This window comes from Streptomyces nymphaeiformis (assembly GCF_014203895.1).
GTDB lineage: Bacteria > Actinomycetota > Actinomycetes > Streptomycetales > Streptomycetaceae > Streptomyces > Streptomyces nymphaeiformis.
In genome coordinates, this window is sequence record NZ_JACHJY010000007.1 from 195,627 (window position 1) to 218,283 (window position 22,657).

Sequence of the window (22,657 nt, forward strand, 5' to 3'; positions counted from 1 at the left end):
CCGCGTCCGTCCGGCCGGCGACCCCGGCCGGGCGGGCGCGGGCCTGCGCGTACCCTTCGCCGGCCTCCTTCCCCGTCGGCACACGAACGACCGAGCGGAGCACCAGATGAGAGGCCCCGGGCCCACCCCTCGTTCCTCCCGCGCCCGTGTGCGCGGCGCGACGATCGCCGCGTTCGTGGCGCTCGCCCCCTTGCTGCCGGCGGCGGCCGTCGCCGTCGGGACGCTGAAGGTCGACGCCGCGCTGCCCTACGTCTGCACCCTCCCCTCGGGGCCGCAGCCCGCGACGGTGCGGATCGCGGCGGCCTTCCCGGAGCGGGTGGCCCCGGGCGAGGAGATCCGGCCGGCCGACGTCACCACGACGGTGGAACTGCCCGCGGCGGCCGTGGCCGACCTCACCGCGCTCAAGGCCGCCACCGTACGGGCCGAGTCACGGCTCGCGGTCGGCGTGGCCCAGAACGAGCAGCGTGCGGAGGCCACTTGGAGCGGGACGGCGCAGCCCGTGGACGTCCCCGCCGACGGGCCTCTCGTGCTCACCACGACCGGTGACGTACCGACCCTGACGACGGACGCCGCCGGCGATCTGACCCTCTCCGCCGAGGGCCTCGCCCTCGATCTCGCCCCGAGCGCGGCCGAGGCCACGCCCACCGTCCCCGCTTCCCTCTCGGTCAGCTGTGTCCCGGGGCAGGCCCCGGAGAACCGGACGCCGTTCGCCACCATCCCCGTCGGCGCCGGCACCGGGGAACCCGGCACACCACCCGCGTCGCCGTCCGCCCCTTCGGCGCCGCCCCCTTCCTCCGCCCCCTCCTCCCTGCCGTCCTCCTCGGCGGGACGGGCGGTCCCGGTGAGGCCGGGAACGGCGGACGGGAGGGACCACGCCCCGAAGGGCCCGCGCATCGGACGGCAGGTGGACAAGGGCCCGAAGGCCGCCGACGAGAACACGCCCGGCACCCCGGCGGCCCGGCCGGCCGCACCGCCCTGCGTGACCGAGAATCCGACCTCCCACTCGCTCTCGGCGTACATCACCGGCTACTCCAACGTGCGGAAGCTGAACGGCGCCAACGTCATTCCGGTGTCGTGTGTCCTGATCGAGCAGGGCGACCCGGTGTTCGACCCCCGGCCGGACGGAAGCTTCCACCTCCTCACTCCGTCGACAGGAAACCTGTCCTACCAGGGGCGCAAGCAGACCCCGCCGTTCAAGGCCACCTTCCTGACGTTCGGCTTCGCACCGGCCACGGCCACCATGGTCCTTGAGCAGACGGGTCCCCTGACCGTCGACTCGGACGTCCTCCTGGCCTTCCCCGACAACCTCTCGGACACCTACGTCCGCGCCCGCCTCGTCCTGCGCGTGCTCGACGTCCGGATCAACGGCACCCGCCTGGACGTCGGCCCCTCCTGCCGCACCGAGAAGTCGCTCACCTCCCCCGAGCCCGACCCCGCCAAGTACCCCGGGGACCACCTCGTGCTCCTCGGCAAGGGACAGCTCATCAACGGCACCGACGCCACCGGCTACCTCCTCACCGGCGGGGGCCCGCTCACCGGCGAGGTGACCATCCCCGCCTTCAAGGGCTGCGGCGCCGGCGGCGAGAACCTCGACCGGCTCCTCACCGCGTCCATCTCCGGCCCCGGCAACTACATCAAGCAGATCCAGGGCCAGACCTGTGCCGTGGAGGTACCCACCGAGGGCCAGTGCACCGAAGACCTTCAGCCGTACGTGGTCCCCAAGCCCGAACGCTGAACCGCCCCACCCTGTCCCCCACCCCCGACGGAAGGCATCCGCCATGTCCCTCGTCTCCTCCCGCACGAGACTCGCCACCCTCTCCGCGCTGACCGCGCTCGGCGCCTTCGTCTCCGTCGGCACGGCGACCGCGGCCGCTCCTCAGCTGAACGGCGGCTGGGCGCCGTTCGACCGCTGTCCCGTCGACGCCCCCGCGATGCTCGCCAGCGACGGTCTCGACAAGTCGCCGCAGTGCGTGTCGTCCTCGTCCGCGAGCGGCTCCATCAAGCTCGGCAACACGACCGTCCTCACCGGGCGGACGAACCTCCAGATCGGCGTGATCCAGAACGCCGACGGCACCAACACGGTCGTCCCCCCGCCCGCCGGCTCGCTCATCGCGGACTCCGCCACCGTCCCCGGCGGCCTGCTCGGGCTGATGTGTCCGAGCGACATCCCGTTCATCACCGACATCTGCCGGCAGCTGTCGGACGCCAACCTCAACAAGATCACCGCCACCGTGGAATCGGTCGGCACGCCCTCGGAGTTCGACCAGATCGCGGGCGTCCTCACCGACATGCCGATCGTGCGGATCCCGGTCCGCATCCACCTCCAGAACCCGTTCCTCGGCAGCAACTGCTACATCGGCACGAAGTCGAACCCGATCGTGCTGCGCCCGAGCAACCTCACCGCCCCGGAGTTCTCCGTCGAGCGCTTCGACGGCGACGGCACCGCGAACGAGGAGGGCGACATGAGCCGCCTGAACATCCTCGGCTCCACCCAGGTCGACAAGACCTTCGCCGTCCCGGGAGCCAGCGGCTGCGGCCTCGGCCTCGGCCTGGTCAACGGCGCGGTCAACCTCAAGACCGGACTGCCCTCCGCCGCCGGCAGGAACAGCATCACCCTCGACAACACCCAGACCTACCTGACCGGCCTCTTCGCCCCCGGGGTCGTCGCCCCCGACGCCGGCACGATCTTCTCGCGGAACTGGCACTCGGCCGTCAAGTAACGGCCACCCAGGGGCGATTCCCGGCCTACTCCGGCATGCTGCGGGCTCCCGGGCCACCAACTCTTGCGCAAGTTGTGTACAGCACACAGCAGTTGATTTAGCTTCAGCAGTCCCCGTTGGTACGCACCTGACGGCCATGGCGGCGCCCACCCCACGAGGGGGGCGCCGCCCCGCCGCTCCCCACCGGTCGCGCAGGAGAGCAAGGGATCGGTCCATGCCCGCAATCGCACAGTCACCGAACGTCGGCGAGCCGCTCGATCCGCTTCCCAGGGAGTTCGCCGCCCTGATGAGACCGGAGATCCCCGGCCTCATCAAGGAGATCGGCGTGGAGGTCCAGCGGGCGTACCCCGTGTACGCCCACCTCTTCAAGGGGCCCCACTCGGACGCGATCCGCCAGGGTGTCGAGCAGGCCCTGGCGGCCTTCGTCGAGCGGGTCGCGGACCCCGGGCGGAACTCGGCCCTGCGGGACGAACTGCTGCGGAAGTTCGGCCGGGTGGAGGCCTACGAGGGCCGGGACCTCGACACCCTTCAGGGCGCCTACCGGCTCGGCGCGCGCATCGCGTTACGCAGGGCCAAGAGCATCGGGCGCACGTACAACCTCTCCCCCACGCTGATCCTGGCCTTCGCGGACGCCCTCTTCGCCTACGTCGACGAGCTGGAGGCCCTCTCCCGCGAGGGGTACCTCATGGTCCAGGCCCGGGCCGTGTCCGATGTCGCGGCGCTGCGAAGACAGCTGCTCCACCTCGTGGTCGCGGGCCCGCCGCTGCCCCGGGCCACCATCGCCGAGCTGTGCCAGGAGGCCTCCTGGGAACTCCCCTCCGAGTGCACGATGGTGGCGTTACGGCCCCCGGTCGCGGAGCTCGTCCAGGCGGGCCTCGACCGGGACGTCCTGGCCGACCTCACCCTCCCCGAGCCGCACCTGCTCATCCCCGGCCCGCTCACCGCGCAGCGCCTCGCGATGCTCGACTCCGCCCTGGCCGGCACCGCCGCCGTCGTCGGCCTGACCGTGCCGCCGGTGCAGGCGGCGCACTCCATCCGCTGGGCCCGGCGCGTCCTGACCCTCATCGACGACGGCGTCGTCGCGGACGCCCCCCTCGTACACTGCGAGGAGCATCTGACAACGTTGTGGCTGTTGTCCGACCCGGCGCTCACGGCCCATCTCGCCGCGCGCGAACTGGCCCCGCTCGACGGGCTGTCCGGCACCCGGCGCGAGCGGCTGATCGAGACCCTGCGCGTCCACGTCTCCACGCGGGCCCCCGCCGAGCAGGTCGGGGAGCTGCTCGGCGTACACGCCCAGACGGTGCGCTACCGACTGCGGAACCTGGACAACCACTTCGGCGACCGGCTCCTCGATCCCGATCACCGGTTCGCCCTCGAAGCGGCCCTGCGCTCGCTGCACCTGCACGGCAGGAAGCAGCCGGACTGATCCGCGTACGCCCCCCGTAGCGAAGGATGGGAGTCAGTCGCGACGCCAGTCGGGGTGGACGCGGATCTCGATGTCGTCGGAGGACGGATCGGGTGCCGGGTCCGCGGTCACGCGCACGCTCAGCGGGCGGCCGCTGTCGGCGTCGACGAAGGCCAGCGGGGGGTGGCCGTCCTGGAGGTACGCGTCACCCCACCGGATCAGCGAGAGGAAGACCGGCAGCAGGTCCTCGCCGGCCCCGGTCAGCCGGTACTCGTCGCGCGCCCGCCGCCCCGGCTCCTGGTAGGGCGTGCGCGCCACGACCCCGGCCGCCTCCAGCTGCTTGAGCGCGCGGGAGACCGAGGGCGCGGAGGTGCCGATCCTGGTCACGAAGTCCTCGAACCGGGTCGTGCCATAGAAGCACTCCCGTACGACCATGAAGACCGTCCGGGTGCTCAGCAGATCGAGCACCCGGCCGGCCGAGCACCCGTCGCCGATCGACCACGCGTCCCGGTCGCTCAATCGCTTCTCGAACCTCATCGCCACCCCCTCATTGTAACTAATGCTTGCGTTACCCAGCCCTGCCGTGCTTGCATCTGACTAACGAGGTCGTTATCCAGATGGGGAGTGTGTCGTGGTGACGGTGGCGGGCAAGGTGGTCGTGGTGACCGGCGGGCGGCGGGGGCTCGGCGCCGCGCTGGTCGACGAGGTGCTGGCGCGCGGGGCGGCCAAGGTGTACTCCACCGCGCGCTCGGCGTACGCGGACGAGCGCCCCCGGGTGGTGCCCGTCGCGCTCGAGGTCCGCTCGGCCGAGTCGGTGGCGGCCCTCGCGGAGCTGGCCGCCGACGCCGAGATCGTGTTCAACAACGCCGGGGTCCTGCACCCCGCACCGCTGCTCACGGGTGACTTCGCGCAGGTGGCCGAGACGTTCGACGTCAACGTCTTCGGGCCGCTGCGGGTGGCCCGGGCGTTCGCGCCGGTCCTCGCGGCGAACGGCGGCGGGGCGCTGGTGAACATGCACTCCGTACTGTCCTGGCTGGCGGGCAGCGGAGCGTACGGCGCCTCCAAGGCGGCGGCGTGGTCGCTGACAAACTCGCTCCGGCTCGAACTCGCCCCGCAGCACACGCACGTCGTCGGCGTGCACGCCGGATTCATCGACACGGACATGGTCGCCGCCATCGAGCGGACCAAGGCCAAGCCCGCCGACGTCGCCGCGCGGATCGTCGACGGCCTGGAGGCCGGGGACACGGAGGTGCTCGCCGACGAGGTCAGCGTCGCCGTCAAGTCCGCGCTCTCCGGACCCGTGGACCACCTGGTCGTCCCGGCCGCCGGCTGACCCCCCTCACGAAGGAGCGAAGAACCGCCATGCCCTTGTGGACCGTTCACCACACCCCCGGGATCTTCACCGCCGAGGAGAAGCACCGGCTCGCGTCGACGATCGCGGACCACTACGAGAAGGCGGGCCTGCCCCGCTTCTACGTGGTCACGCTGTTCCACGAGACGCGGCCCGAGGACTTCTACGTCGGCGGGGAGCCCTCCCCCGTCGGGGTCCGCATCGCCGTCGACCACATCGCCCGGCGCAATCCCGACCAGGACAGCAGGCGCAGGACCGCCCTCTGGATCAGGGAGATGCTCCGCCCCCACCTGGAACGGCACGCCGGTCTCCACTGGGAGTTCCACGTCGACGAGACCAGCGAGGAACTCTGGATGATCAACGGTCTCGTGCCTCCGCCGGGCGGCTCGGACACCGAACGGCAGTGGGCGCGGCAGAACGCGGCAACGCCCTACTGACCGCACCGGATCGCCGGAAGGGACGGCCCGCCCATGTCCGCCACGTTCGTCACCACCAGCGCGATGGTCACGCTCTTCGGCCTCCTCGCGCTGCGCCCGCCCCGGCCGCGGCACTCGAGCCCGTGGAATCTGAGCTTCGCGCTGGGCTACCTGGTCAACGAGCAGCCGTTCCTGGCCTTCTACTGGCTGGCCGCCGGGACCCTGCCGACCCTCATCGGCACCACGGCGTGGACGCCCGGCTGGTGGATCGCGACGGGTGTCGTCGCCGTCCCCGCCGCCGTACTGACCGCCCTCGCGGTGAGGGCCCGCACCGCACGCCCCGTCCTGGACGCGGCGCTGCGGGAGGCCATCGGGCCCGGGCGGCCTCGGCACCGGCGCTTCCGCCTGCCGCTCGCACGGATCCTGTTCCTGCCGTTCCTCTCCTTCCGCCCCGACGTGCGCCGCGTCCGCAACATCCGCTACGGCGACGCCGGGCGCGGCCAGCTCCTGGACGTCTACGTGGGGCGGCACGCGCCGGAAGGCGCCCCCGTGCTGGTCTACCTGCACGGAGGCACCTTCCGGACGGGCAACAAGATGCTCGGAGGCCGTGCCCTGCTCCACCGGATGGCCGCCGAGGGCTGGGTGTGCGTCAGCGCCGACTACCGCTTGCGCCGCCACGCCCGGTACGCCGATCAGCTCCTCGACGTCAAGCGGGTCATCCACTGGGTCCGCACGCACGGTGCCGCGTACGGGGCGGACGCCTCCACCCTGCTCCTGACCGGCAGTTCCTCAGGCGCCCACCTCGCGGCGACGGCGGCGCTGACGGCCAACGACCCTCAGCTCCAGCCGGGCCTCCCGGACGCGGACACCTCCGTGGACGCGGTCGTCGCCTTCTACGGCTACTACGGCACCGCCGACGACGACGGCCGTGTCACCGCCTCACCGCTCGCCCATCTCCACGCCGACGCCCCGCCGTTCCTCATCGTCCACGGGGCACTGGACACCCTCGTCCTCGCCGAGGACGCCCGGCACTTCGCGAACGAGCTCGGGCGGCACTCCGCCCAGCCCGTGGCCTACGCCGAACTCCCGGGAACGCAGCACAACTTCGACATGTTCCAGTCCCTGCGCACCCACTACGTCGTCGAGGCCGTCGAGCGGTTCGCGAGCTGGACCCGGAGCAGGACGCAGGAGCCGACCCGGGAATGAGGCTCGTGCCGCGCCGGCGAGAGGCCGGGCGCGGCACGGCCGAAGGCGTCCTCACCCCACGGGCACGGTGATCTCCCGCTTGAGGATCTTGCCGCTGGGCCCGAGCGGCAGCGCGTCCACGAGCCACACCCTGCGCGGGTACTTGTAGGCCGCCACGCGGTCCTTGACGTACTCCCGCAGCTCGTCGGGGAGCGCCTGGACGCCGGGGCGCAGCACGATCGCGGCCGCGACCTCCTCGCCGAGCTCCGCGTGCGGGACGCCGATCACGGCGGCGAGGGCGACGGCCGGGTGCTCGTGGAGGACCTCCTCGATCTCGCGCGGGTAGACGTTGTAGCCGCCGCGGATGATCATGTCCTTCTTGCGGTCGACGACGTAGAGGTAGCCGTCCTCGTCGGCGCGGGCGAGGTCGCCGGTGCGCAGCCAGCCGTCCGGGAGGGCCGCCTCGGTCTCCTCCGGGCGGTTCCAGTACCCCTTCATCACGTTCGGCCCCCGGACGGCGAGTTCGCCGATCTCGCCGGGGGCCACGTCCTGGCCCTTGTCGTCGAGGAGCCGTACCTCGACGTCACGGATGGGGGTGCCGATGGAACCGGCCTTGCGGGGCCGGTCGGGGTGGTTGAAGGTGACCACGGGGCTGGTCTCGGACATGCCGAAGCCTTCGAGGACCGGACAGCCGAAGCGCCGCTCGAAGCCGTGCAGGATCTCGACCGGCAGCGATGCGCCGCCGGAGATGCACATCCGCAGCGTCGAGACGTCCGCGTCCGAGGGGTGCTGGAGCAGCGCCGCGTACATGGTCGGGACGCCCTCGAAGACGGTGGCGCGCTCGCGGGCGATGGCCGCCAGGACGGCCGCGGGGTCGAAGCGCGGGATCAGGACGAGCGAGGCGCCGCTGCGGACGGCCGCGCTCATGGTGCAGATCTGCCCGAAGATGTGGAACAGCGGCAGACAGCCCACCACCACGTCCTCCGGCGTCATCTGCTGGATGTGGACGGTGTTGACCTCGGTGTTGTGCCGCAGCCCGGCGTGGGAGAGGACGGCGCCCTTGGGGCGGCCGGTGGTGCCGGAGGTGTAGAGCAGGACGGCCATGTCGTCGTCGGCCGTGTCGGCGACCTCGGCCAGCGGCTCCTGCTCGGCCAGTGTCGCGGCGAACGCGACGGGTTCGACGGCGGTGTGCGCCACTCCGGCGGCGGCCGCTCCCTGGGCGCCCTCGCCCGGCGCCTGGTGCCACTCGAAGAGCCGCACCGCGCCGGAGTCCGCGAGGTGGAACTCCGTCTCCCGGGTCTTCAGGAGCGGGTTCATCGGAACGACGACCGCTCCGGCGCGCAGGATGCCGTAGTACAGCACGACGAACTCGGGGACGTTCGGCAGCATCAGGGCGACGCGGTCCCCGGGCCGTACGCCCTCGGACCGGAGCAGAGCGGCAGCGCGGGCACTGCGCTCGTCCAGCTCCCCGTAGGTGATGACCTGCTCCCCCAGGCGCAGCGCCGGGCGCTCGGGCTGCCGCCCGGCCGTCTCCACGAGGAACCCTGCCAGATTGGCCATGACCCGCCTCCGTTACCCGCAACCACCGACTGTTTACATCGTCGACATCTTGCAGGCGCCTGCGGTCGCGACCTATGGCCGACGTGACAACGCACGCCCTCCTGGATTGTTCCGGAGCACAATACGAGGACGTTAAGCTGCGGAGGTGATCCTTTCGGGTGTGGCGGCGACGCTTCTGGCAGGGCTACCGGAGCTGGGTGAGCGCATGGCGCTGCGGATCCGCGCGGACGTCGAGGCGTACAGGGACGAGTCGCTGATCCCCCTCGATTCCCTGCGCCGCTCCTGCACGGCCAACGCGGACCTCATCCTCAGCCACCTCCGCCTCGGCGGCCCTCCCGACGCGAGTTCGGCCCGCGAGACGGGACGGCTCCGCGCCGAGCAGGGGGTTCCGCTCGCGGACACGCTCCACGCGTACCGGATCGGCTCGCAACTCCTGTGGACGGAGATCCTCGCCGAGGCCCGCACGCACCCCGAGGTCTCCGGCGACCTGCTGCTCTCGGAGTCGACGGAGTTCTGGGCGCTGTCCGGGCTGTACGCGGAGGCGGTGGCCGTGGCCTATCGGGAGGCGGCCGCGGAGCTCACCTCGCAGGGGCAGGCGCGGCGTTCGGCCCTGGTGGCGGCGGTGTTCACCGGCGTCGTCACGGACCGCACGCTGTGGGAAGCCGCCCGCGAACTGGAGCTGCCCGAGCACGGGCCCTACGCGGTCGCGGCGGCGAAGGCCGGCGCTCCCGGCGAGGAACCGCTCACCGGGGCGGAGACGGCCCTGCGCCAGGCGAACCTGCCCTCGGCGTGGAGGCTCCTGCCGGACGAGCAGCTCGCCCTGATCGCCCTGCCCACGGAGGCGGCGGAGACCACGTGTCTGCGCATCCTGCGCCGGACGCGCGCCCGTGTCGGCTTCAGCCCGCGCTTCGACTCCTTGCAGGACACGCCTCAGGCTCTGCGCTTCGCGCGTCTCGCGCTGGCCGGTCTCGGGGGAACGGGCCCCGGCGTGGCCCGCTTCGACGACGATCCGCTGGCCATGGTCGTCGCCGCGGCCCCGGCCGAGGCGGCGCACCTGACGGAGGTGGTCCTCCGGCCGGTGCTCGACCTTCCGGCCGCCGAGCGGTCCCGACTCCTGCGCACCCTGGAGCACTGGTTCGCCGCAGCGGGCTCGGCGAGTGGCGCGGCGGGGAGCCTGTTCGTCCACCCCAACACCGTCCGCTACCGCCTGCGCCGCGTGGAGGAGCTGACGGGCCGCTCCCTCTCGGATCCGCGAGCGGCGGCGGACTTCGGCGCGGCGCTCCTCGCGGTACGCAATCGGGGGGCGCACTGAGTCTGTGCTCGCGCGTGGTCCTACCTGGCCGGGGTCGTTCCTCGCCGTGCCGGTCCCCGTTGAGCGATTCCTCGCGGAGTCGGTCCCCGCGGAGTCATTCCTCGCGGCATCATTCCTCGCGGCGTCATTCCTCGTCGATGATGTGCATCGCGGCTTCCTCCGCGGAGGCCGCGCCGCCGGCGAGGCCGAGGTCCCGGGCGTTCAGCTCCGATCTGATGGAGTGCGTGCCCTCGTCCTCGGACATGAGGCGGCCCGCGCGCCGACCGCCGACCTGGTCGTCCAGGAGCTCCCCGTCGGTGTCCGTCGTGTCGCCGAGGCCGTCGCCGTCGGGCAGAGGCGGCTCGGGCTCCTCTTCGGCCAGGCGCTCGTCGAGGGATTCGCCGCGCTGCCGTTCGGCCGCGGTCACCCCCGCGTGCTGGACCCCTCGGGGCCGTTCCGGTGGTGAGTACCCCTCGTCGAGCGGGTCGCCCATCGGCCCTTCGAGGGTGTCCTCGTAGTCCAGGACACCGGTGTCCTCCTGGACCTCGCTGCCGTCGGGCTGGTAGACGTCATCGCCCCACGCTTCCGGCTCGGTCATGTGGAACTCCGTTCCTCCAGCGGGACGACGGCACGCGCCTGGGGGTCACTCCTCTCGCTTGAAGTCGGCCTCCGCCCTCTCCTCGTCGAGGTCGGACTGGGCCTGCGCGTACAGGTCGTGCACGAACCTCCGGGCTTCGTCGGGCGAGATGCCGACGCCGAGCCGGAGCAACCGACCCGTCCAGACTCCGAGTGGATCGTCGGGTTCGGTCATGACGCCTCCTGAGGGGAGTGCGGTCGATGCCGGCCGTTTCGGGTGTGTGGCCGACCATGGCGGGGACCAGCCGCCCCGGGCCGTCCTGGTACAGCACACCGGCGGCACGAGGCGACCGCGGCCCCCGCCCGGCGGCACCTCACGTCAGTCCGGGTCGCACATCCCTGGTGCGGGGCCTTCGACAGGCGTCGAATCCCTGTTCTTCATTCCATCGTCCCCGCCTCCGGGGCAAGCGCAACCCGATGTGTCCGGCGCGACAAGAGACCCCCGGCGTGACGGCCTCCTAGCCCACCCACTCCCGCAGCAGCTCCTCCCGCTGGGCCGTGCGGGGCGTGCCGCCCTCCCACGTGCGGCCCCACTCCGACATCGCCGCCAGGGTCGTGGCCATGGTCGCCGCGCCCTCCGTGAGGCGGGACAGGAGGGCGCGGGAGAGCTCGGCCTCGGCCGGGGTGTAGCCGACGGCCGCGGCCACGTAGGCCTTCAGCTCGTACTCGCCGTCGTCCGTCTCCAGGTCGATCGTCATCAACGGCGGGGCCTCGCCGAGCCGGCCGGGGCCCACGGTCAGGGCCAGGTTCATGACCATGTCGAGGGCCACCTCCGTGACCACGCCGACCTGCCGCTTCAGGGACTTCACCGGGACGTCGTCCACCGTCAGGGCGCGTACGTCCTCCCACAGGTGGATGCCGGCCTGCCCGTCGCCGAGCGCGAGCACGCCGTCGCTGGTCAGACGTACCCCGGGCGCCGCACCGGACGGCTTCGCGCCCACGTACACATCGCCCTCGGCGATCCAGAACAGGCCCACCATGGTCACGGGTTGCTCACTTCCCCCGACGACGGCTCGCCGCCGCGTCACATACAGAAAACGATCAGGTCGCCCTCCGGAACGCACGAAGGGTCCGGGAAGTTCCCCTCCCCTACCCTTCCTCTTCAGCTGAACCCTCGGCATGATCACCCGGGTACGCCCGAACCGGCCGCCCCCGGCCGGTGCGCGCCCGGGCGGACCGCGACCGCATCGCCCCAGGAGACACCGCCCCGATGAACACGCCGCCTTCTCCGTCCGCCGCCGAGCCCGTGGACGGGTCGCCCGTCCGCCTGGGCGCTCTCGTCCCGCTGACGCGGCCCGGTTGGGTCGAGGCGGGCCGGCATCTCCTCGCGGGACTCGACCTGGCCGTGCGTGAGGTCAACGACGCGGGCGGGATCGGCGGCAGGCCGCTGGAGCTGCTGGTCCGTGACACCGCGGCCGACCACGAGCGGGCCGCGGCTGCCGTGGACGAACTGGCCGGCCTGGGCGTGGCCGCCGTGGTGGGCGAGTACCACAGCGTCGTCGCCCGCGCAGCCGCCGCCCGCGCCGACGTCGTCGGCGTGCCGTTCCTCTGCTCGTCCGCGGTGCTCGACGCGCTCACCGAGGAGCCGACGGAGTGGGTGGCGCGGCTGGCCCCGGCCCAGTCCCGCGGCTGGCGGATCTACGCGGACCACCTCCTCGCCTCGGGCCGGAGCCGGATCGCCGTGGCGACCCAGCCGAGCGTCTACTGGGCGACGGGCACCCGCATCCTGCGGGAGCACCTCGCCTCCCGGGGCGGCACCGTCGTCGAGCTCGACACGACCGCGCTCACTCCCGAGGCGCTGTGCGACGCGCTCGTCGTCCACGGCGCCACGGCGCTCCTCCTGCTGGTCGGCAGTCCGGAACCGGCGGTGCCGATCGTCCGGGCCGTGCGGGGCGACCGGCGGCTCGCGGAGCTGCTGATCGGCGCTCCGGCCGGACAGCCGGAGTTCGCCGGATGGGCCGAGGCGCTGGGTGAGAGCGGCGCCGGGATCCCGTTCCTGCGCTACCTGCCCGAGCGCCTCGGCCCGCTCGGCGAGCGCGTCGGGAAGGAGCTCGGCGAGCGGCTGGGCGAAGCGCCCTCCTTCGTCGCCTTCGAGGGCTGGGACACCGTCACCGTCCTCGCCGCGGCGCTCCGCGCCCACGGTACGGAGCGGGCGGCCGTCGCCGGGGCGTGGGCGCGCGTCGAGGCGGAGGGCACGCGCGGGCCGATCCGGTTCTCCCGTACGCCGGGCATCGGCGTCTGGCAGTGGACGTGGGCACCCGTCCAGGTCGTCGACCGCGACCCGGCGGACCCGGACCGCCTGCGCGTCCTCCACGTCGGCTGAGGAGGGTGGAGTCCGGCGAACCAGGCTCCAGGGCCTTTCAATTAAACGATCAACTGGACAACACTCAACGAAATCAATGGCGTTCAGGGCGGTCACACCCGGATTCCCTGGCTGGTCGCCCCATGGGCGACGGCACCAGGAGGGTGAACATGATCGCCCAGGAGCAGATCGCCACCGTCATAGACCACCCCGTGTACGACACCGAGGGCAAGAAGATCGGTGACGCCAAGCACGTGTTCGTCGACGACGTCACGGGCCGCCCCGAATGGGTCACCGTCAAGACCGGACTGTTCGGCACCAGCGAGTCCTTCGTGCCGATCAAGGACGCCGCCATGGTCGACGACCACTTGAAGGTCCCCTACCCGAAGGACCGGGTGAAGGACTCTCCGCACGTCGACGTCGACCGCGGAGGCCATCTCGACGCGCGAGGAACAGCGTCTCCACTCGTACTACGGCATCGCGTGGGACGAAGCGTGGCAGCGGGCCAACAAGCCGGGCGAGGCGGGCTGGGCGCACGGCGCTGCCGGTGCCGCAGGAACCGCCGGCGCCGCCGGGATGCGCGGCCGGGACGGAGCCGGTCTCGAGGTCCGGACCCCGGGGACCGCGCGTACCGACGCTTCGCCCGGCGACGTCGCGATGACCCGGTCCGAGGAACAGATACACGTGGGCACCGAGCGGTTCGAGAGCGGACGCGTCCGGCTGCGCAAGTACGTCGTCACCGAAGAGGTGCAGCAGACCGTACCCGTACGCCATGAGGAAGTACGCGTGGAGCGCGAGCCCCTCACGGACGCCGACCGTGAACAGGCCGTGTCCGGGACCGAGATCTCCGAGGCCGAGCGCGAGGTGACCCTCCACGAGGAGCACCCCGTCGTCGAGACCCGGACCGTCCCCGTGGAGCGGGTCGGTCTCCGCACGGAGGAGGTCACCGAGGAGGAGACGGTCACCGGCCAGGTGCGCAAGGAGCGCATCGAGGTCGAGGCCGACGACACCGTCGACCTGCCCGAGGACCCCGGCAAGGGACGCGGCAAGTGACCCGCACGCCGTCCTCGCCCGTCCGGCCCGCACCCCGGGCCGGACGCGGCGCGTGAACGTCAGGAACTCCCGGCCGCCCGGTCGGAATCGCTGCGCAGGACGCAGAACTCGTTGCCCTCGGGATCGGCGAGGACCGCCCAGCCCGTGCCGTCGGGATTCCGGTGATCGGCGACGAACGCGGCGCCGAGGCCGAGCAGCCGCTCCACCTCCTGGTCGCGCGAGGTCTCCGGGCGCAGGCACAGATGGAGCCGGTTCTTGACCGTCTTGGGCTCGGGCACCTGGTTGAAGTACAGCACCGGACCGTCGGCGAGGAGCACCTGCGTCTCCCGCGACCCCGGTCCGTCGTCCGGATGCAGCGGACGGCCTGTCACCCCGCTCCAGAACCGGGCGAGCTCATAGGCGTCCGCGCAGTCGATCGCCACGTTCTGTACTACTGAGACCATGCGTCCGAGCCTCCCTGATCTCCGCGCAGGACGCCACCGGGTCACGTCCGTCACGCTGCGCGCGGGCGGCGAGGTCTCCGACTGCACGGTCGACCGGCCCGCAGGCCGGGAGGACGTCCCCGGACCGTACGCCGACGGGCGTACACGGAGAGTGCGATAAGATCACGCATGGCGTCACGGAAGTCAACGCCTGTGCGGCACCACGGGGTTCACGCGTGTGCGCACTGCCCCGCCGGGCGCGCCCGCTCTCATGATTCCAGAGCGCCCACTTCCGACAGCGCGCTCCCGGCCGGCAACGATCCGCACTGCCCGAACGAGCCTCGCCGTTCCCTCATCGAGCGGCACACGGGCTCCTTGCTGGAGACGTTGTGAAAATCCTTCCCGAGATCTCTCGTACGCTGAGCGAGTACCTCCTCATCCCCGGCCTGACCACAGAAGACTGCACACCGGACAATGTGGATCTCGGGGCACCGCTGGTGCGGCACCGGGTCGGCGAGGAGCCGGGAATCCGCGTCGCGACCCCGATGGTGAGCGCCATCATGCAGGCCGTGTCGTCGCCGACGCTCGCGGTGGCCCTCGCGCAGGTCGGCGGGCTGTCGTTCATCCACCAGAACCAGCGGATCGAGGAGCAGGCCGCGGACGTCCTCGCGGTGAAGCGGCACAAGGCCGGCTTCCGGACCAGCGAGGTCACCGTGGCGCCGACGACGCCGCTGGGCGAGGTCTCCCGGCTGCTCGCCGACACCGAGCAGGGCGTCGCCGTGGTCACGGAGAACGGGGAGCCGGACGGAACGTTTCTCGGGATCATCAGCCTCGACGACTTCCACCTGGAGCGTCACGGGGCCTCGGAGACCGCCGGCAACCGGATGCGGGGTCGCGCCGGCCTGGTCACCGCGCCGGCCTCGGTCTCGCTCTCCGAGGCGAACGAGCTGATCTGGCAGCACCACCTGGACGTCCTTCCGGTCCTCGAGGACGACCGGGCCGTCTCGCTCGTCCTCAAGCGGGACTACCAGGCCCACAAGACGTACCACCGGGCGACGGTGGACGGGGAGAAGCGTCTGCGCGTGGGCGCCGGCATCAACTCCCGGGACTTCAAGGACCGCATTCCCGCCCTGGTGGAGGCCGGTGCGGACGTGCTGTGTCTGGACTCCTCGGACGGCTACTCCGTCTACCAGGCGAAGACCGTCGAGTTCGCGCGGGAGACGTACGGCGACGACGTCCACGTCGGCGCGGGGAACGTCGTCGACGGGCGGGCCTTCCGCTACCTCGCCGACGCGGGCGCGGCGTTCGTGAAGGTCGGGATCGGCGGCGGCGCGATCTGCACCACCCGGGCGCAGAAGGGCATCGGCCGCGGCCAGGCCTCCGCGCTGCTCGACGTGGTCGAGGCGCGTGACGCGTACGCCGAGGAGACCGGGGTGTACGTGCCGCTGTGCTGCGACGGCGGTCTCCTCAACGACTCGCACATGGCGATGGCGCTGGCCATGGGCGCGGACTTCATCATGCTCGGCCGCTACTTCGCCCGCCTCGACGAGAGCCCGTCGCGGAAGCTGCAGATCGGCGGCCAGTGGTACAAGGAGTACTGGGGCGAGGGTTCGCGGCGCGCGCAGAACGAGGCCCGCTACGGCCAGCGCGGCCAGATGGCCTTCGAGGAGGGCGTCGACGGCTACGTGCCGTACGCGGGCAGCCTGTACGACAACGTGGAGCGGACCCGCGCGAAGCTCACGTCGACGATGATCAGCTGCGGGTCGACGAACCTGCGGGACTTCCACCGCGACGCGGTGCTCGTCCCGGTGTCGGCGGAGTCCTTCAAGCAGACGGGCGCCGAGGTGCAGCTGCGCCGGCCCACCATCGACTCGGGTGAGTGATCCGACGGTCCGATCCCGGACTGCGGCCTGACGACGGCGGCCCCGTGCCCCGACCCCGCTGAGGGTCGGCCGGCGCGGGGCCGCCGTCGTGTCGGGAACGGTCCCAGTGTCCCGAACAGGCCCGGTTCCGTGGCGGGGTGGCGCACAATAGGACGGCCCCGATGGCCCGTCGTCAGGAGCCCCGTGTCGATCTTCGAGTCGTTAGGCGTCCCGCTGCTCACGGTCGCGGTCACCCTGGGCGGCGGATGGCTCGTGACCACCCGCGTCACGGACCATTGGGATCGGATCAAGAAGAACCGCGACATGGATCTGACCGCGGCGGGGGAATTCCAGCGGCTCTACGGGGAATTCGTCGCGGTCTGGAAGACCTGGAACGCCCTGACGAGCGGTCACACACCGGTCACCTCGCCGGAGCATCCCGGATGGGCCTGCCTGGAGCGGGCGACCGCAGCGGAGGGAGCGATCGAGGCCCTCCTGGCGAAACTGGCCGCCGAGCGCGTGCTGACCCGGGAGGAGGTCGACGTGCTCGGTGGTGTCCGCCAGGCGTTCAAGGCCGTGCGGCGGGCGATCCAGCAGGGCGAGCCGCTCGACTGGTGGTCCTCGGAGATCCAGCCGTACGCGGCGTTCAAGTCCCTGGCGTCGGCGGTGTCCGTCCTGCTGGGCACCGCGCCGAGGTCCAGGCGCCGGCCGACGGCCGCGGTGGCCGCGCGCACGTTCAGGGAGATCACCCACAACCGCCACGAGGTCCAGTGGATCGAGGCGGCCGACGGCATCTCCCTGGGAGCCAGGTCGAGTTGACGCCCGTCCGGTCCACCTCGTCAGGAGATCCACATGACGACGGCGTCTCCGGCCAGGGCTGCCGAGGTCACGAACGTCACCAGGCCGTCGTAGTGCGCCTCGACGTACGCGAGGGCGTCCTCGTCCCGTGTCCAGATCACGTCCGGGTAGACCCCCGCCTCGAACAGCTCCTGGCGGGTCGCCGCACCGGTCAGGGCCGTGGCGGCTATCCCCGCCAGTCCTTCGGCCGCGGTCCGTACCCGTGTCGGCGAGAGGTAGCGGGGCGGGGCGTATCCCCAGTCGGGGGAGCCCTCCACCTCCTGCTCGCCGAACACCACGTCGACCGCGAAGTCGAGCCGGTCGAGGAGGAACGACATCGCGTGCCACGTCTTGTCGACGTCCAGCCGACGGCCGTCGTCCTCGGCGTCGCTCATGCTCTCGACGAGGCGGAGGCCGAAGGCCGGATCGTCGAGGGTCCGCTGCAGTTGAGCCGGACTCAGACGCGCGTACATCCCGATCATTCCCATGGTTCCGACCGTACGGGAGGGCACTGACAGCCGGACGAAAAGCGTTCCGGTCCGGGCCCGTCCGCCGCGCAGGATGTCTCCATGAGCGCTTTCTTCCATCTGCCCGGGGTCCGTCGGATCCCGCTCGGCGCGTACCCGCTCTGGGACGACGCCCTCGCCCTCGTCAACCGGGACCTCGCGGCGACCCTGCCGGACCAGGAGCCCTTGCGCCTGGCGGGACATCCCGGCTACACCGAGGACGAGGCCGAGTACGTCCACGTCGCCCTGGCCAACGGCGAATCGCAGGGGAACAGCCTGGATCCGGACTCGGCGGCCGACCCGGCGCACGCCCTGTGGGCCGTCACCGACGCCGCGCAGGAGACGGTCACCGAGCTTCTGTGGCAGGCCTGGCCGCTGTGTGGAGAGCACGACCTCGGCATGCATCCGCGCGAGGCGGACGGGAGGTTGTCCTGGTGGTGCGCGGGCGGGCGGGGACCGGGCGAACCGGCTCATGTCCGGGCGGCCGTGGGCGGTCTCGACGCCCTCGTCCGGCCGCGCCGCCCCCACCGCAAGCGTCGGCGGGAGAGTTGATCCAGGGGTCCTGACGCCCCCGCCGTCGTCGGGCGGACGGCACCCGGGCGCGCTCCGGTCCCCGGGATGGTTAGGCTGACGATCATGACGCCTGCCGTACCCCGTGATGTGACCACGCAGCCCGTCGTCCTCGACGCCCCGGAGCTGACGGCCGACCCGGCTCTGCGGGAGCGGTTCGCGGAATCGGCCCACGGGATCCTGTCGGACCTGGTCCGTGGAGGGGCGGCCCTGGGATGGGTCGACCCGCCGACGCCGGACGAGGTGACGGAGCTCGTGGACCACGTCCTCTCCGCCGTGCGGGCGGGCGACGCGGCCCTCCGGGTCGCCCGTCTCGACGGCCGGATCGTCGGTCTGGGGTACTGGGTCCGCTACGCCCGGCCGACCCATCGGCCGCACGCCGACCTGGAGAAGATCGCGGTGGACGCCGGGGCCCAGGGCCTCGGCGTCGGCCGGGCGCTGACCGCCGCCCTCGTCGAGGACGCCCGCCGGGCCGGGATCGAGGTCCTCACCCTCGACGCCCGCGGCGACAACGCCAACGCCCTGCACCTCTACCGGTCGCTGGGCTTCACCGAGTACGGCCGCCTGCCCGACTTCGTCGCCGTCGGCGAACGCCGCTACGACAAGGTCTTCTGCATGCTGGACTTCCGCCGAAAGGGCTGACGGGGCCGAGGTCACGGCCGCACGAGGCGGGGCGGCGACGTACTCACTCCGTTTCTGAGTACCGGAGCGGTGCCGTCCCTTCGGGGCCGGCTGCTGGAATATGCCGCATGACGACGACGCCCGCTCCCGCCCCGTACCCCTCCGACCCCGCTCCGCGCCATCGGGGCCGGCTCGTGGCGCTGATCGCGGGCGGTGCCGTGCTGGTCCTCCTGTTCGCGGCGCTCGCGCAGGGCTGTCAGTCGCTGGCGGGCGGCCCCGTGATGTCGGAGACGGAGTTCCGCGAGCATCTGCGGCACACCCAGGAGGCGGGCGCGAACGCGGTGCGGCTGCTGGGCATCGACCCGGACTCCGTGGTCGACCACAAGGACATGTCCGACGCGTCCTGCAAGGACGACCTGGGCATGGACGGCGACGGAGTCAGCCGTGACCAGCCGTCCGTCGCCTGGACACCCGATTTCGCGAACGACGCCGCGTACACGGCGGCGGTCGGCACCCTCCGGAAGGAGTGGTCCGCACAGGGCCTGACGGTGCAGGACATCCCCGCCCCGGCCCCGGGCAGGCCGGGAGCCGGAATGCCGGGGGTCCGGACCACCGACGACCGGGGCATCGAACTGTCGCTGCGCCCCGGCTGGTACGACGGCGAACCGACCCTCACCGCCGACGGAGGCTGCGTACGACACGAGGGCTACCTGGTGGACTGGGAGTAGCGCGGTGCGACGAGGCTCGACGATCGGGCCCGATAGCACCGCCTCACCCCCTACCGGGGTACGAGCCCCGCTTGGCACCGTGGTGTGACGTGGTGGACGGTGACGCCTCCCTACGGTTCCGGTCGTCGGCAGCGGCCGACGACCACGAGATCGGGGACAGGTCATGTCATTCCTTGCTTCGCGACGCACCCGCAACGAGCCGCCGGCGGCCGGTCCGCGGTTCGTCTCCGCGCGCTTCGCGAGCCGGGTCGCGTACGCCGCGGCCCTGCTGCCCGCCGCGTTGGCGACGCCCGGGGCGGTGGCGGCCGGGCGTACGGACGAGGCGCGGGCCTGGTGGGCCCGGGCCGCCGAGCAGGAAGCGGCGGAGCGGTCGTCGGCCCGGGGGCCGGGCGCGTGGCGGCTGACGGCTCACGCGCTGCTGTGCGTGCCGCTCGGGCTTCTGGCCCTGATCCCCGTGGGCATCGAGCTCCTGTTCGTCCTGCGCGGAGTGCTCTACCCCCTCGTCGACCACGGCCCGTACGACCACTCCTGGGGCGGCCCGAGCATGCCCGGGGCGTGGGTCGTGCACTTCCTCGTCGGCGTGCCGTTCGCGGCAGCCGGTCTGGGAGCCCTCGCGCTGCTCGGCCGACTCCACTCCCGGATCGCGGGCTGGATGTGGGGCCGCAAGGTGGGCGTGGGCCCTGTGCTCGCGCTGCTGGTCTCGTCGGCCGCGGGCGTCGTGTTCGTCATCGCCTGGGTCCACCAGTTGTGAACCCGGGTCCGGTCCAGCGCGGTCAGTCCTTCACGCGCAGCAGCAGCTTGCCCGTGGAGCCGCGGCCGCCCAGCAGGCGGTGGGCCTCGGCCGCGTCGGCCAGGGGGAACTCCGCGGTGACGGGGAGCGTCACCGCCCCCTCGGAGACCGCGCGCAGGGCGCGCTCGGTCAGGGCGCGCGCGGCGGCGGGGGCCGTCTGGGCGAGTGTCAGGACGGAGAAGCCCGCGACGGCGTGGCCCTGGCCGTACAGTTCGGGCTGGCCGACCTGCCACGGCGCGCCGCCGCCGGCGTTGCCGAAGGAGACCAGGCGTCCGAAGGGGGCCAGGGCGTCCAGGCCGCGGCGCAGCGTCTCGCCGCCGACCGGGTCGAGGACGAGGTCGACCCCCCTGCCGCCGGTGGCCTTCCGGACGTCCTCGGCGAAGGCGTCGGGGCGGAAGACCTCGTCGTAGCCGTGCTTCAGGGCGTACGCGGCCTTCGCCTCGGTGGAGGCCACGCCGTACACCGCGCCCGCGCCCGCCGCCCGGGCCAGTTGGCCGACGGCGGTGCCGATGCCGCCCGCCGCGCCGTGCACGAGCACGCTCTCGCCCGTACGCAGCCTGCCCACCTCGTGGATGAGGGCGTGCGCGGTCGGCAGGACCGTGGGGAGCGTCGCCGCGGTCCTCAGGTCCAGTCCCTCGGGGAGCGTGAACACGGAGTCGGCCCGGGCGAGGACCACGTCGGCGTATCCGCCCCCTCCGACGAGGGCGGCGACCTCCTGGCCGACCTCGATTCCGTCGACTCCCCCGCCGACCGCCCGGACGTGCCCGGAGACCTCCAGGCCGGGGCGGTAGGGCAGTTCGTCGACGCGGTATCCCTCCGCGCGGGCCTTGACGTCGGCGAAGTTGACTCCCGCCCAGGCGACGTCGATGGCCACCTGTCCCGGTCCCGGCTCGGGAGTCGCGGCCTGGACGAGTCGCAGGACCTCGGGACCGCCGTACTCGTGGAACTCGATCGCACGCATGGACGAACCACCCTTCAGGAAGCGCTCGGAGAGGGAGCGCGAACGGAGTGTTCAACGAGAAGCGAACACTCGGACTGTATGATGGCCATCGAACATTGGGCAAGTGAATCGGTCGACACGAAGGAGTGAGCGGGATGCCGGAGCAGCCTGAGGCCACGGGTCACCGCCCCGCACCCGTGCACACCCACCCGGACGACGTCGCCCTCCTCACCGCGCTCTCCGCGCTCGCCGACCCCGTCCGCATCCAGCTGATCCGCGAACTGGCCTCCCAGCCCGACTGGACGCTCAGCTGCAGCAACTTCGACGTGCCCGTCGGCAGGGCCGCCAAGAGCCACCACTTCACCGTCCTGCGCGGCGCGGGTCTCGTCGAGCAGCGCGATCAGGGGCCGAAGCGCCTCAACCGGCTCCGCCGCGAGGAGTTCGACGCCCGCTTCCCCGGCCTCCTCGACCTCACCCTGCGCGCCGACGACCTGGGCTGACGCACGCGGGCGCCCGTCACCATCCGCCGTGGAAGAAGGCCAGGAGCGCCGGCCGGGGGTCGGCGGCCGTGGTCGTGTTCGCCACGGCGACGACGATCAGGAACAGCGACGAGAGCACGGAGAGGGCGGCGAACGACCCGAGCGTGCGCCTCGCCCGCCGGTCGGCCGACGGCGTCCGCCTGAAGCGCTTCCACGCCGCCACGCCCGGCACGACGAGGACGACCGCCACGAGGGCGGCGATCCAGGCCATCGCCTCGTGGTAGCGGGCGAAGTCGCCGAGCATCACGTCGAGGGCGGGCGAGGCGTGGTCACCGGCGGCCAGACGCTCTCTCACCTGAGCGATCGCGGCGCCGACCTCGCCGTCGGTCCCGCCGGTCGGCAGCATCGGCAGGAGGGAGGCGAAAGGTGCCGTCGCACCCTGGATGTTGGCCATCACCGCCGCCAGTGACAGCAGCGCGAGCGCCGTGGTGAGGGCACCGGCCGCCGCGAGCGCGAACCGCCGCCCCGCCCCGAGGCCGCCGGCCCGCACGAAGGCCTTCCAGAGCCGGACACCGAGTGCGACCAGCACGATCAGCAGCAGCGCGGCGATCACGCCCTTGGCGACGTGGTAGCGGGACCAGTACGCGACGAGCCGGTCCACGTCCGGCGGGAAACCGCGCTCGCCGGAGCTCCAGTACCCGACGAACGCCTCGCGGAACGCACGGGCGAGGCCGCCCTCCCCGCCGACGTCGGCTCCTGGCGCGCTCCCCGCCAGCGTGCGCGGCACGACGACGAAGGCCGCGACCAGGGCCAGAGCGACAGTGGCGAGCAGGACGAGGGCCCGACCCGGTACGGTTGCCGATCGCGACGGGCCCGCGGGGCCCGTCCGGTGTGATGCTGCTGTCATGCCGACCACGATCCCGCACCGGCGCCGCAGGGTCAGCGGGGCAGGCCGGAGTCCTCGGGATGTGGACAGCCCCACC

General features: G+C 72.4%; 24 protein-coding genes and 1 pseudogene. 16 read left to right on the forward strand and 9 right to left on the reverse strand.

Features of this window, described 5'->3' with window-relative positions:
- Positions 1-106: 106 nt before the first annotated feature.
- From GGE06_RS24220 to GGE06_RS24230, 3 genes are all read left to right on the forward strand, one after another.
- Positions 107-1,735: a DUF6801 domain-containing protein gene (locus GGE06_RS24220; RefSeq protein ID WP_184931703.1), complete on the forward strand. Its 1,629-nt coding sequence runs from the start codon at positions 107-109 to the stop codon at positions 1,733-1,735.
- 43 nt (positions 1,736-1,778) lie between these two features.
- A complete protein-coding gene (locus GGE06_RS24225; RefSeq protein WP_116164484.1) occupies positions 1,779-2,720 on the forward strand; it encodes a hypothetical protein in 942 nt (313 codons plus the stop codon).
- Positions 2,721-2,934: 214 nt separating this feature from the next.
- The gene (locus GGE06_RS24230) at positions 2,935-4,146 is read left to right on the forward strand and encodes a PucR family transcriptional regulator (protein WP_116164482.1); all 1,212 of its coding nucleotides are present in this window, start codon (positions 2,935-2,937) and stop codon (positions 4,144-4,146) included.
- Positions 4,147-4,179: 33 nt separating this feature from the next.
- On the opposite strand, the gene GGE06_RS24235 is transcribed toward GGE06_RS24230, so the two are convergent.
- Positions 4,180-4,662, reverse strand: a complete 483-nt coding sequence (locus GGE06_RS24235; protein ID WP_116164480.1) for a winged helix-turn-helix transcriptional regulator — start codon at positions 4,660-4,662, stop codon at positions 4,180-4,182.
- A gap of 94 nt (positions 4,663-4,756) precedes the next feature.
- On the opposite strand from GGE06_RS24235, the gene GGE06_RS24240 reads away from it, so the two are divergent.
- Genes GGE06_RS24240 through GGE06_RS24250 form a run of 3 tightly spaced genes read left to right on the forward strand, consistent with a single transcriptional unit; the run spans position 4,757 to position 7,098 of the window.
- The gene (locus GGE06_RS24240) at positions 4,757-5,458 is read left to right on the forward strand and encodes an SDR family oxidoreductase (protein ID WP_116164479.1); all 702 of its coding nucleotides are present in this window, start codon (positions 4,757-4,759) and stop codon (positions 5,456-5,458) included.
- Positions 5,459-5,487: 29 nt separating this feature from the next.
- Positions 5,488-5,913, forward strand: a complete 426-nt coding sequence (locus GGE06_RS24245) for a tautomerase family protein (RefSeq protein WP_116164477.1) — start codon at positions 5,488-5,490, stop codon at positions 5,911-5,913.
- A gap of 33 nt (positions 5,914-5,946) precedes the next feature.
- Positions 5,947-7,098: an alpha/beta hydrolase gene (locus tag GGE06_RS24250; RefSeq protein WP_184931704.1), complete on the forward strand. Its 1,152-nt coding sequence runs from the start codon at positions 5,947-5,949 to the stop codon at positions 7,096-7,098.
- Between the two features lie 51 nt (positions 7,099-7,149).
- On the opposite strand, the gene GGE06_RS24255 is transcribed toward GGE06_RS24250, so the two are convergent.
- Positions 7,150-8,637 (reverse strand): long-chain-fatty-acid--CoA ligase, encoded by a 1,488-nt coding sequence (locus GGE06_RS24255; protein WP_184931705.1) that lies wholly within the window; start codon positions 8,635-8,637, stop codon positions 7,150-7,152.
- Positions 8,638-8,797: 160 nt separating this feature from the next.
- Here GGE06_RS24255 and GGE06_RS24260 point away from each other — a divergent pair, with 160 nt between their 5' ends.
- A complete protein-coding gene (locus GGE06_RS24260) occupies positions 8,798-9,949 on the forward strand; it encodes a PucR family transcriptional regulator (protein WP_181924788.1) in 1,152 nt (383 codons plus the stop codon).
- A gap of 124 nt (positions 9,950-10,073) precedes the next feature.
- Here GGE06_RS24260 and GGE06_RS24265 read toward each other — a convergent pair whose 3' ends face one another.
- The 3 genes from GGE06_RS24265 to GGE06_RS24275 form a co-directional block, all read right to left on the reverse strand.
- Positions 10,074-10,526: a DUF5709 domain-containing protein gene (locus GGE06_RS24265; protein WP_116164469.1), complete on the reverse strand. Its 453-nt coding sequence runs from the start codon at positions 10,524-10,526 to the stop codon at positions 10,074-10,076.
- Between the two features lie 45 nt (positions 10,527-10,571).
- Entirely contained in the window at positions 10,572-10,739 is a 168-nt protein-coding gene (locus GGE06_RS24270) for a hypothetical protein (protein WP_181924787.1), read from the reverse strand.
- A gap of 283 nt (positions 10,740-11,022) precedes the next feature.
- On the reverse strand, positions 11,023-11,544 hold the full coding sequence (locus GGE06_RS24275) for a hypothetical protein (protein ID WP_221518507.1): 522 nt from the start codon (positions 11,542-11,544) through the stop codon (positions 11,023-11,025).
- Between the two features lie 230 nt (positions 11,545-11,774).
- Here GGE06_RS24275 and GGE06_RS24280 point away from each other — a divergent pair, with 230 nt between their 5' ends.
- Together GGE06_RS24280 and GGE06_RS24285 are read left to right on the forward strand one after the other, a co-directional pair.
- Positions 11,775-12,887 (forward strand): ABC transporter substrate-binding protein, encoded by a 1,113-nt coding sequence (locus GGE06_RS24280; protein ID WP_184931706.1) that lies wholly within the window; start codon positions 11,775-11,777, stop codon positions 12,885-12,887.
- Between the two features lie 149 nt (positions 12,888-13,036).
- Positions 13,037-13,919: pseudogene (locus GGE06_RS24285) on the forward strand (DUF2382 domain-containing protein).
- A gap of 59 nt (positions 13,920-13,978) precedes the next feature.
- Here GGE06_RS24285 and GGE06_RS24290 read toward each other — a convergent pair.
- On the reverse strand, positions 13,979-14,362 hold the full coding sequence (locus GGE06_RS24290; protein WP_116164463.1) for a VOC family protein: 384 nt from the start codon (positions 14,360-14,362) through the stop codon (positions 13,979-13,981).
- A gap of 368 nt (positions 14,363-14,730) precedes the next feature.
- Between GGE06_RS24290 and GGE06_RS24295 the strand changes: the two genes are divergently transcribed.
- Together GGE06_RS24295 and GGE06_RS24300 are read left to right on the forward strand one after the other, a co-directional pair.
- Positions 14,731-16,224, forward strand: a complete 1,494-nt coding sequence (locus GGE06_RS24295; protein WP_116164461.1) for an IMP dehydrogenase — start codon at positions 14,731-14,733, stop codon at positions 16,222-16,224.
- Between the two features lie 183 nt (positions 16,225-16,407).
- Positions 16,408-17,022, forward strand: coding sequence for a hypothetical protein (locus GGE06_RS24300; RefSeq protein WP_116164459.1), 615 nt, complete (start codon positions 16,408-16,410; stop codon positions 17,020-17,022).
- 20 nt (positions 17,023-17,042) lie between these two features.
- Here GGE06_RS24300 and GGE06_RS24305 read toward each other — a convergent pair whose 3' ends face one another.
- Positions 17,043-17,528, reverse strand: a complete 486-nt coding sequence (locus GGE06_RS24305; RefSeq protein ID WP_116164457.1) for a YfbM family protein — start codon at positions 17,526-17,528, stop codon at positions 17,043-17,045.
- 81 nt (positions 17,529-17,609) lie between these two features.
- Between GGE06_RS24305 and GGE06_RS24310 the strand changes: the two genes are divergently transcribed.
- From GGE06_RS24310 to GGE06_RS24325, 4 genes are all read left to right on the forward strand, one after another.
- Positions 17,610-18,098 carry a hypothetical protein gene (locus GGE06_RS24310; RefSeq protein ID WP_184931707.1) on the forward strand — a complete coding sequence of 163 codons (489 nt, stop codon included), beginning with the start codon at positions 17,610-17,612 and terminating at the stop codon, positions 18,096-18,098.
- A gap of 84 nt (positions 18,099-18,182) precedes the next feature.
- Entirely contained in the window at positions 18,183-18,758 is a 576-nt protein-coding gene (locus GGE06_RS24315; RefSeq protein WP_184931708.1) for a GNAT family N-acetyltransferase, read from the forward strand.
- A gap of 107 nt (positions 18,759-18,865) precedes the next feature.
- Complete coding sequence (locus tag GGE06_RS24320; RefSeq protein WP_184931709.1) at positions 18,866-19,465, forward strand: hypothetical protein; 600 nt, start codon at positions 18,866-18,868, stop codon at positions 19,463-19,465.
- Between the two features lie 163 nt (positions 19,466-19,628).
- On the forward strand, positions 19,629-20,216 hold the full coding sequence (locus GGE06_RS24325; RefSeq protein WP_184931710.1) for a hypothetical protein: 588 nt from the start codon (positions 19,629-19,631) through the stop codon (positions 20,214-20,216).
- A gap of 22 nt (positions 20,217-20,238) precedes the next feature.
- Here the strand turns inward: GGE06_RS24325 and GGE06_RS24330 are convergent, their stop codons facing one another.
- On the reverse strand, positions 20,239-21,216 hold the full coding sequence (locus GGE06_RS24330) for a quinone oxidoreductase family protein (RefSeq protein WP_116164449.1): 978 nt from the start codon (positions 21,214-21,216) through the stop codon (positions 20,239-20,241).
- A gap of 134 nt (positions 21,217-21,350) precedes the next feature.
- Here GGE06_RS24330 and GGE06_RS24335 point away from each other — a divergent pair, with 134 nt between their 5' ends.
- A complete protein-coding gene (locus tag GGE06_RS24335) occupies positions 21,351-21,695 on the forward strand; it encodes an ArsR/SmtB family transcription factor (RefSeq protein WP_116164447.1) in 345 nt (114 codons plus the stop codon).
- A gap of 16 nt (positions 21,696-21,711) precedes the next feature.
- Here GGE06_RS24335 and GGE06_RS24340 read toward each other — a convergent pair whose 3' ends face one another.
- Positions 21,712-22,581: a hypothetical protein gene (locus tag GGE06_RS24340; RefSeq protein ID WP_184931711.1), complete on the reverse strand. Its 870-nt coding sequence runs from the start codon at positions 22,579-22,581 to the stop codon at positions 21,712-21,714.
- Positions 22,582-22,657 lie beyond the last annotated feature (76 nt).

Coding starts and splice junctions, on each gene's coding strand:
- GGE06_RS24220 (WP_184931703.1), top strand. CDS start 107: ATGAGAGGCCCCGGGCCCACCCCTCGTTCCTCCCGCGCCCGTGTGCGC.
- GGE06_RS24225 (WP_116164484.1), top strand. CDS start 1,779: ATGTCCCTCGTCTCCTCCCGCACGAGACTCGCCACCCTCTCCGCGCTG.
- GGE06_RS24230 (WP_116164482.1), top strand. CDS start 2,935: ATGCCCGCAATCGCACAGTCACCGAACGTCGGCGAGCCGCTCGATCCG.
- GGE06_RS24235 (WP_116164480.1), bottom strand. CDS start 4,662: ATGAGGTTCGAGAAGCGATTGAGCGACCGGGACGCGTGGTCGATCGGC.
- GGE06_RS24245 (WP_116164477.1), top strand. CDS start 5,488: ATGCCCTTGTGGACCGTTCACCACACCCCCGGGATCTTCACCGCCGAG.
- GGE06_RS24250 (WP_184931704.1), top strand. CDS start 5,947: ATGTCCGCCACGTTCGTCACCACCAGCGCGATGGTCACGCTCTTCGGC.
- GGE06_RS24255 (WP_184931705.1), bottom strand. CDS start 8,637: ATGGCCAATCTGGCAGGGTTCCTCGTGGAGACGGCCGGGCGGCAGCCC.
- GGE06_RS24265 (WP_116164469.1), bottom strand. CDS start 10,526: ATGACCGAGCCGGAAGCGTGGGGCGATGACGTCTACCAGCCCGACGGC.
- GGE06_RS24270 (WP_181924787.1), bottom strand. CDS start 10,739: ATGACCGAACCCGACGATCCACTCGGAGTCTGGACGGGTCGGTTGCTC.
- GGE06_RS24275 (WP_221518507.1), bottom strand. CDS start 11,544: ATGGTGGGCCTGTTCTGGATCGCCGAGGGCGATGTGTACGTGGGCGCG.
- GGE06_RS24280 (WP_184931706.1), top strand. CDS start 11,775: ATGAACACGCCGCCTTCTCCGTCCGCCGCCGAGCCCGTGGACGGGTCG.
- GGE06_RS24290 (WP_116164463.1), bottom strand. CDS start 14,362: ATGGTCTCAGTAGTACAGAACGTGGCGATCGACTGCGCGGACGCCTAT.
- GGE06_RS24305 (WP_116164457.1), bottom strand. CDS start 17,528: ATGGGAATGATCGGGATGTACGCGCGTCTGAGTCCGGCTCAACTGCAG.
- GGE06_RS24310 (WP_184931707.1), top strand. CDS start 17,610: ATGAGCGCTTTCTTCCATCTGCCCGGGGTCCGTCGGATCCCGCTCGGC.
- GGE06_RS24315 (WP_184931708.1), top strand. CDS start 18,183: ATGACGCCTGCCGTACCCCGTGATGTGACCACGCAGCCCGTCGTCCTC.
- GGE06_RS24320 (WP_184931709.1), top strand. CDS start 18,866: ATGACGACGACGCCCGCTCCCGCCCCGTACCCCTCCGACCCCGCTCCG.
- GGE06_RS24325 (WP_184931710.1), top strand. CDS start 19,629: ATGTCATTCCTTGCTTCGCGACGCACCCGCAACGAGCCGCCGGCGGCC.
- GGE06_RS24330 (WP_116164449.1), bottom strand. CDS start 21,216: ATGCGTGCGATCGAGTTCCACGAGTACGGCGGTCCCGAGGTCCTGCGA.
- GGE06_RS24335 (WP_116164447.1), top strand. CDS start 21,351: ATGCCGGAGCAGCCTGAGGCCACGGGTCACCGCCCCGCACCCGTGCAC.
- GGE06_RS24340 (WP_184931711.1), bottom strand. CDS start 22,581: ATGACAGCAGCATCACACCGGACGGGCCCCGCGGGCCCGTCGCGATCG.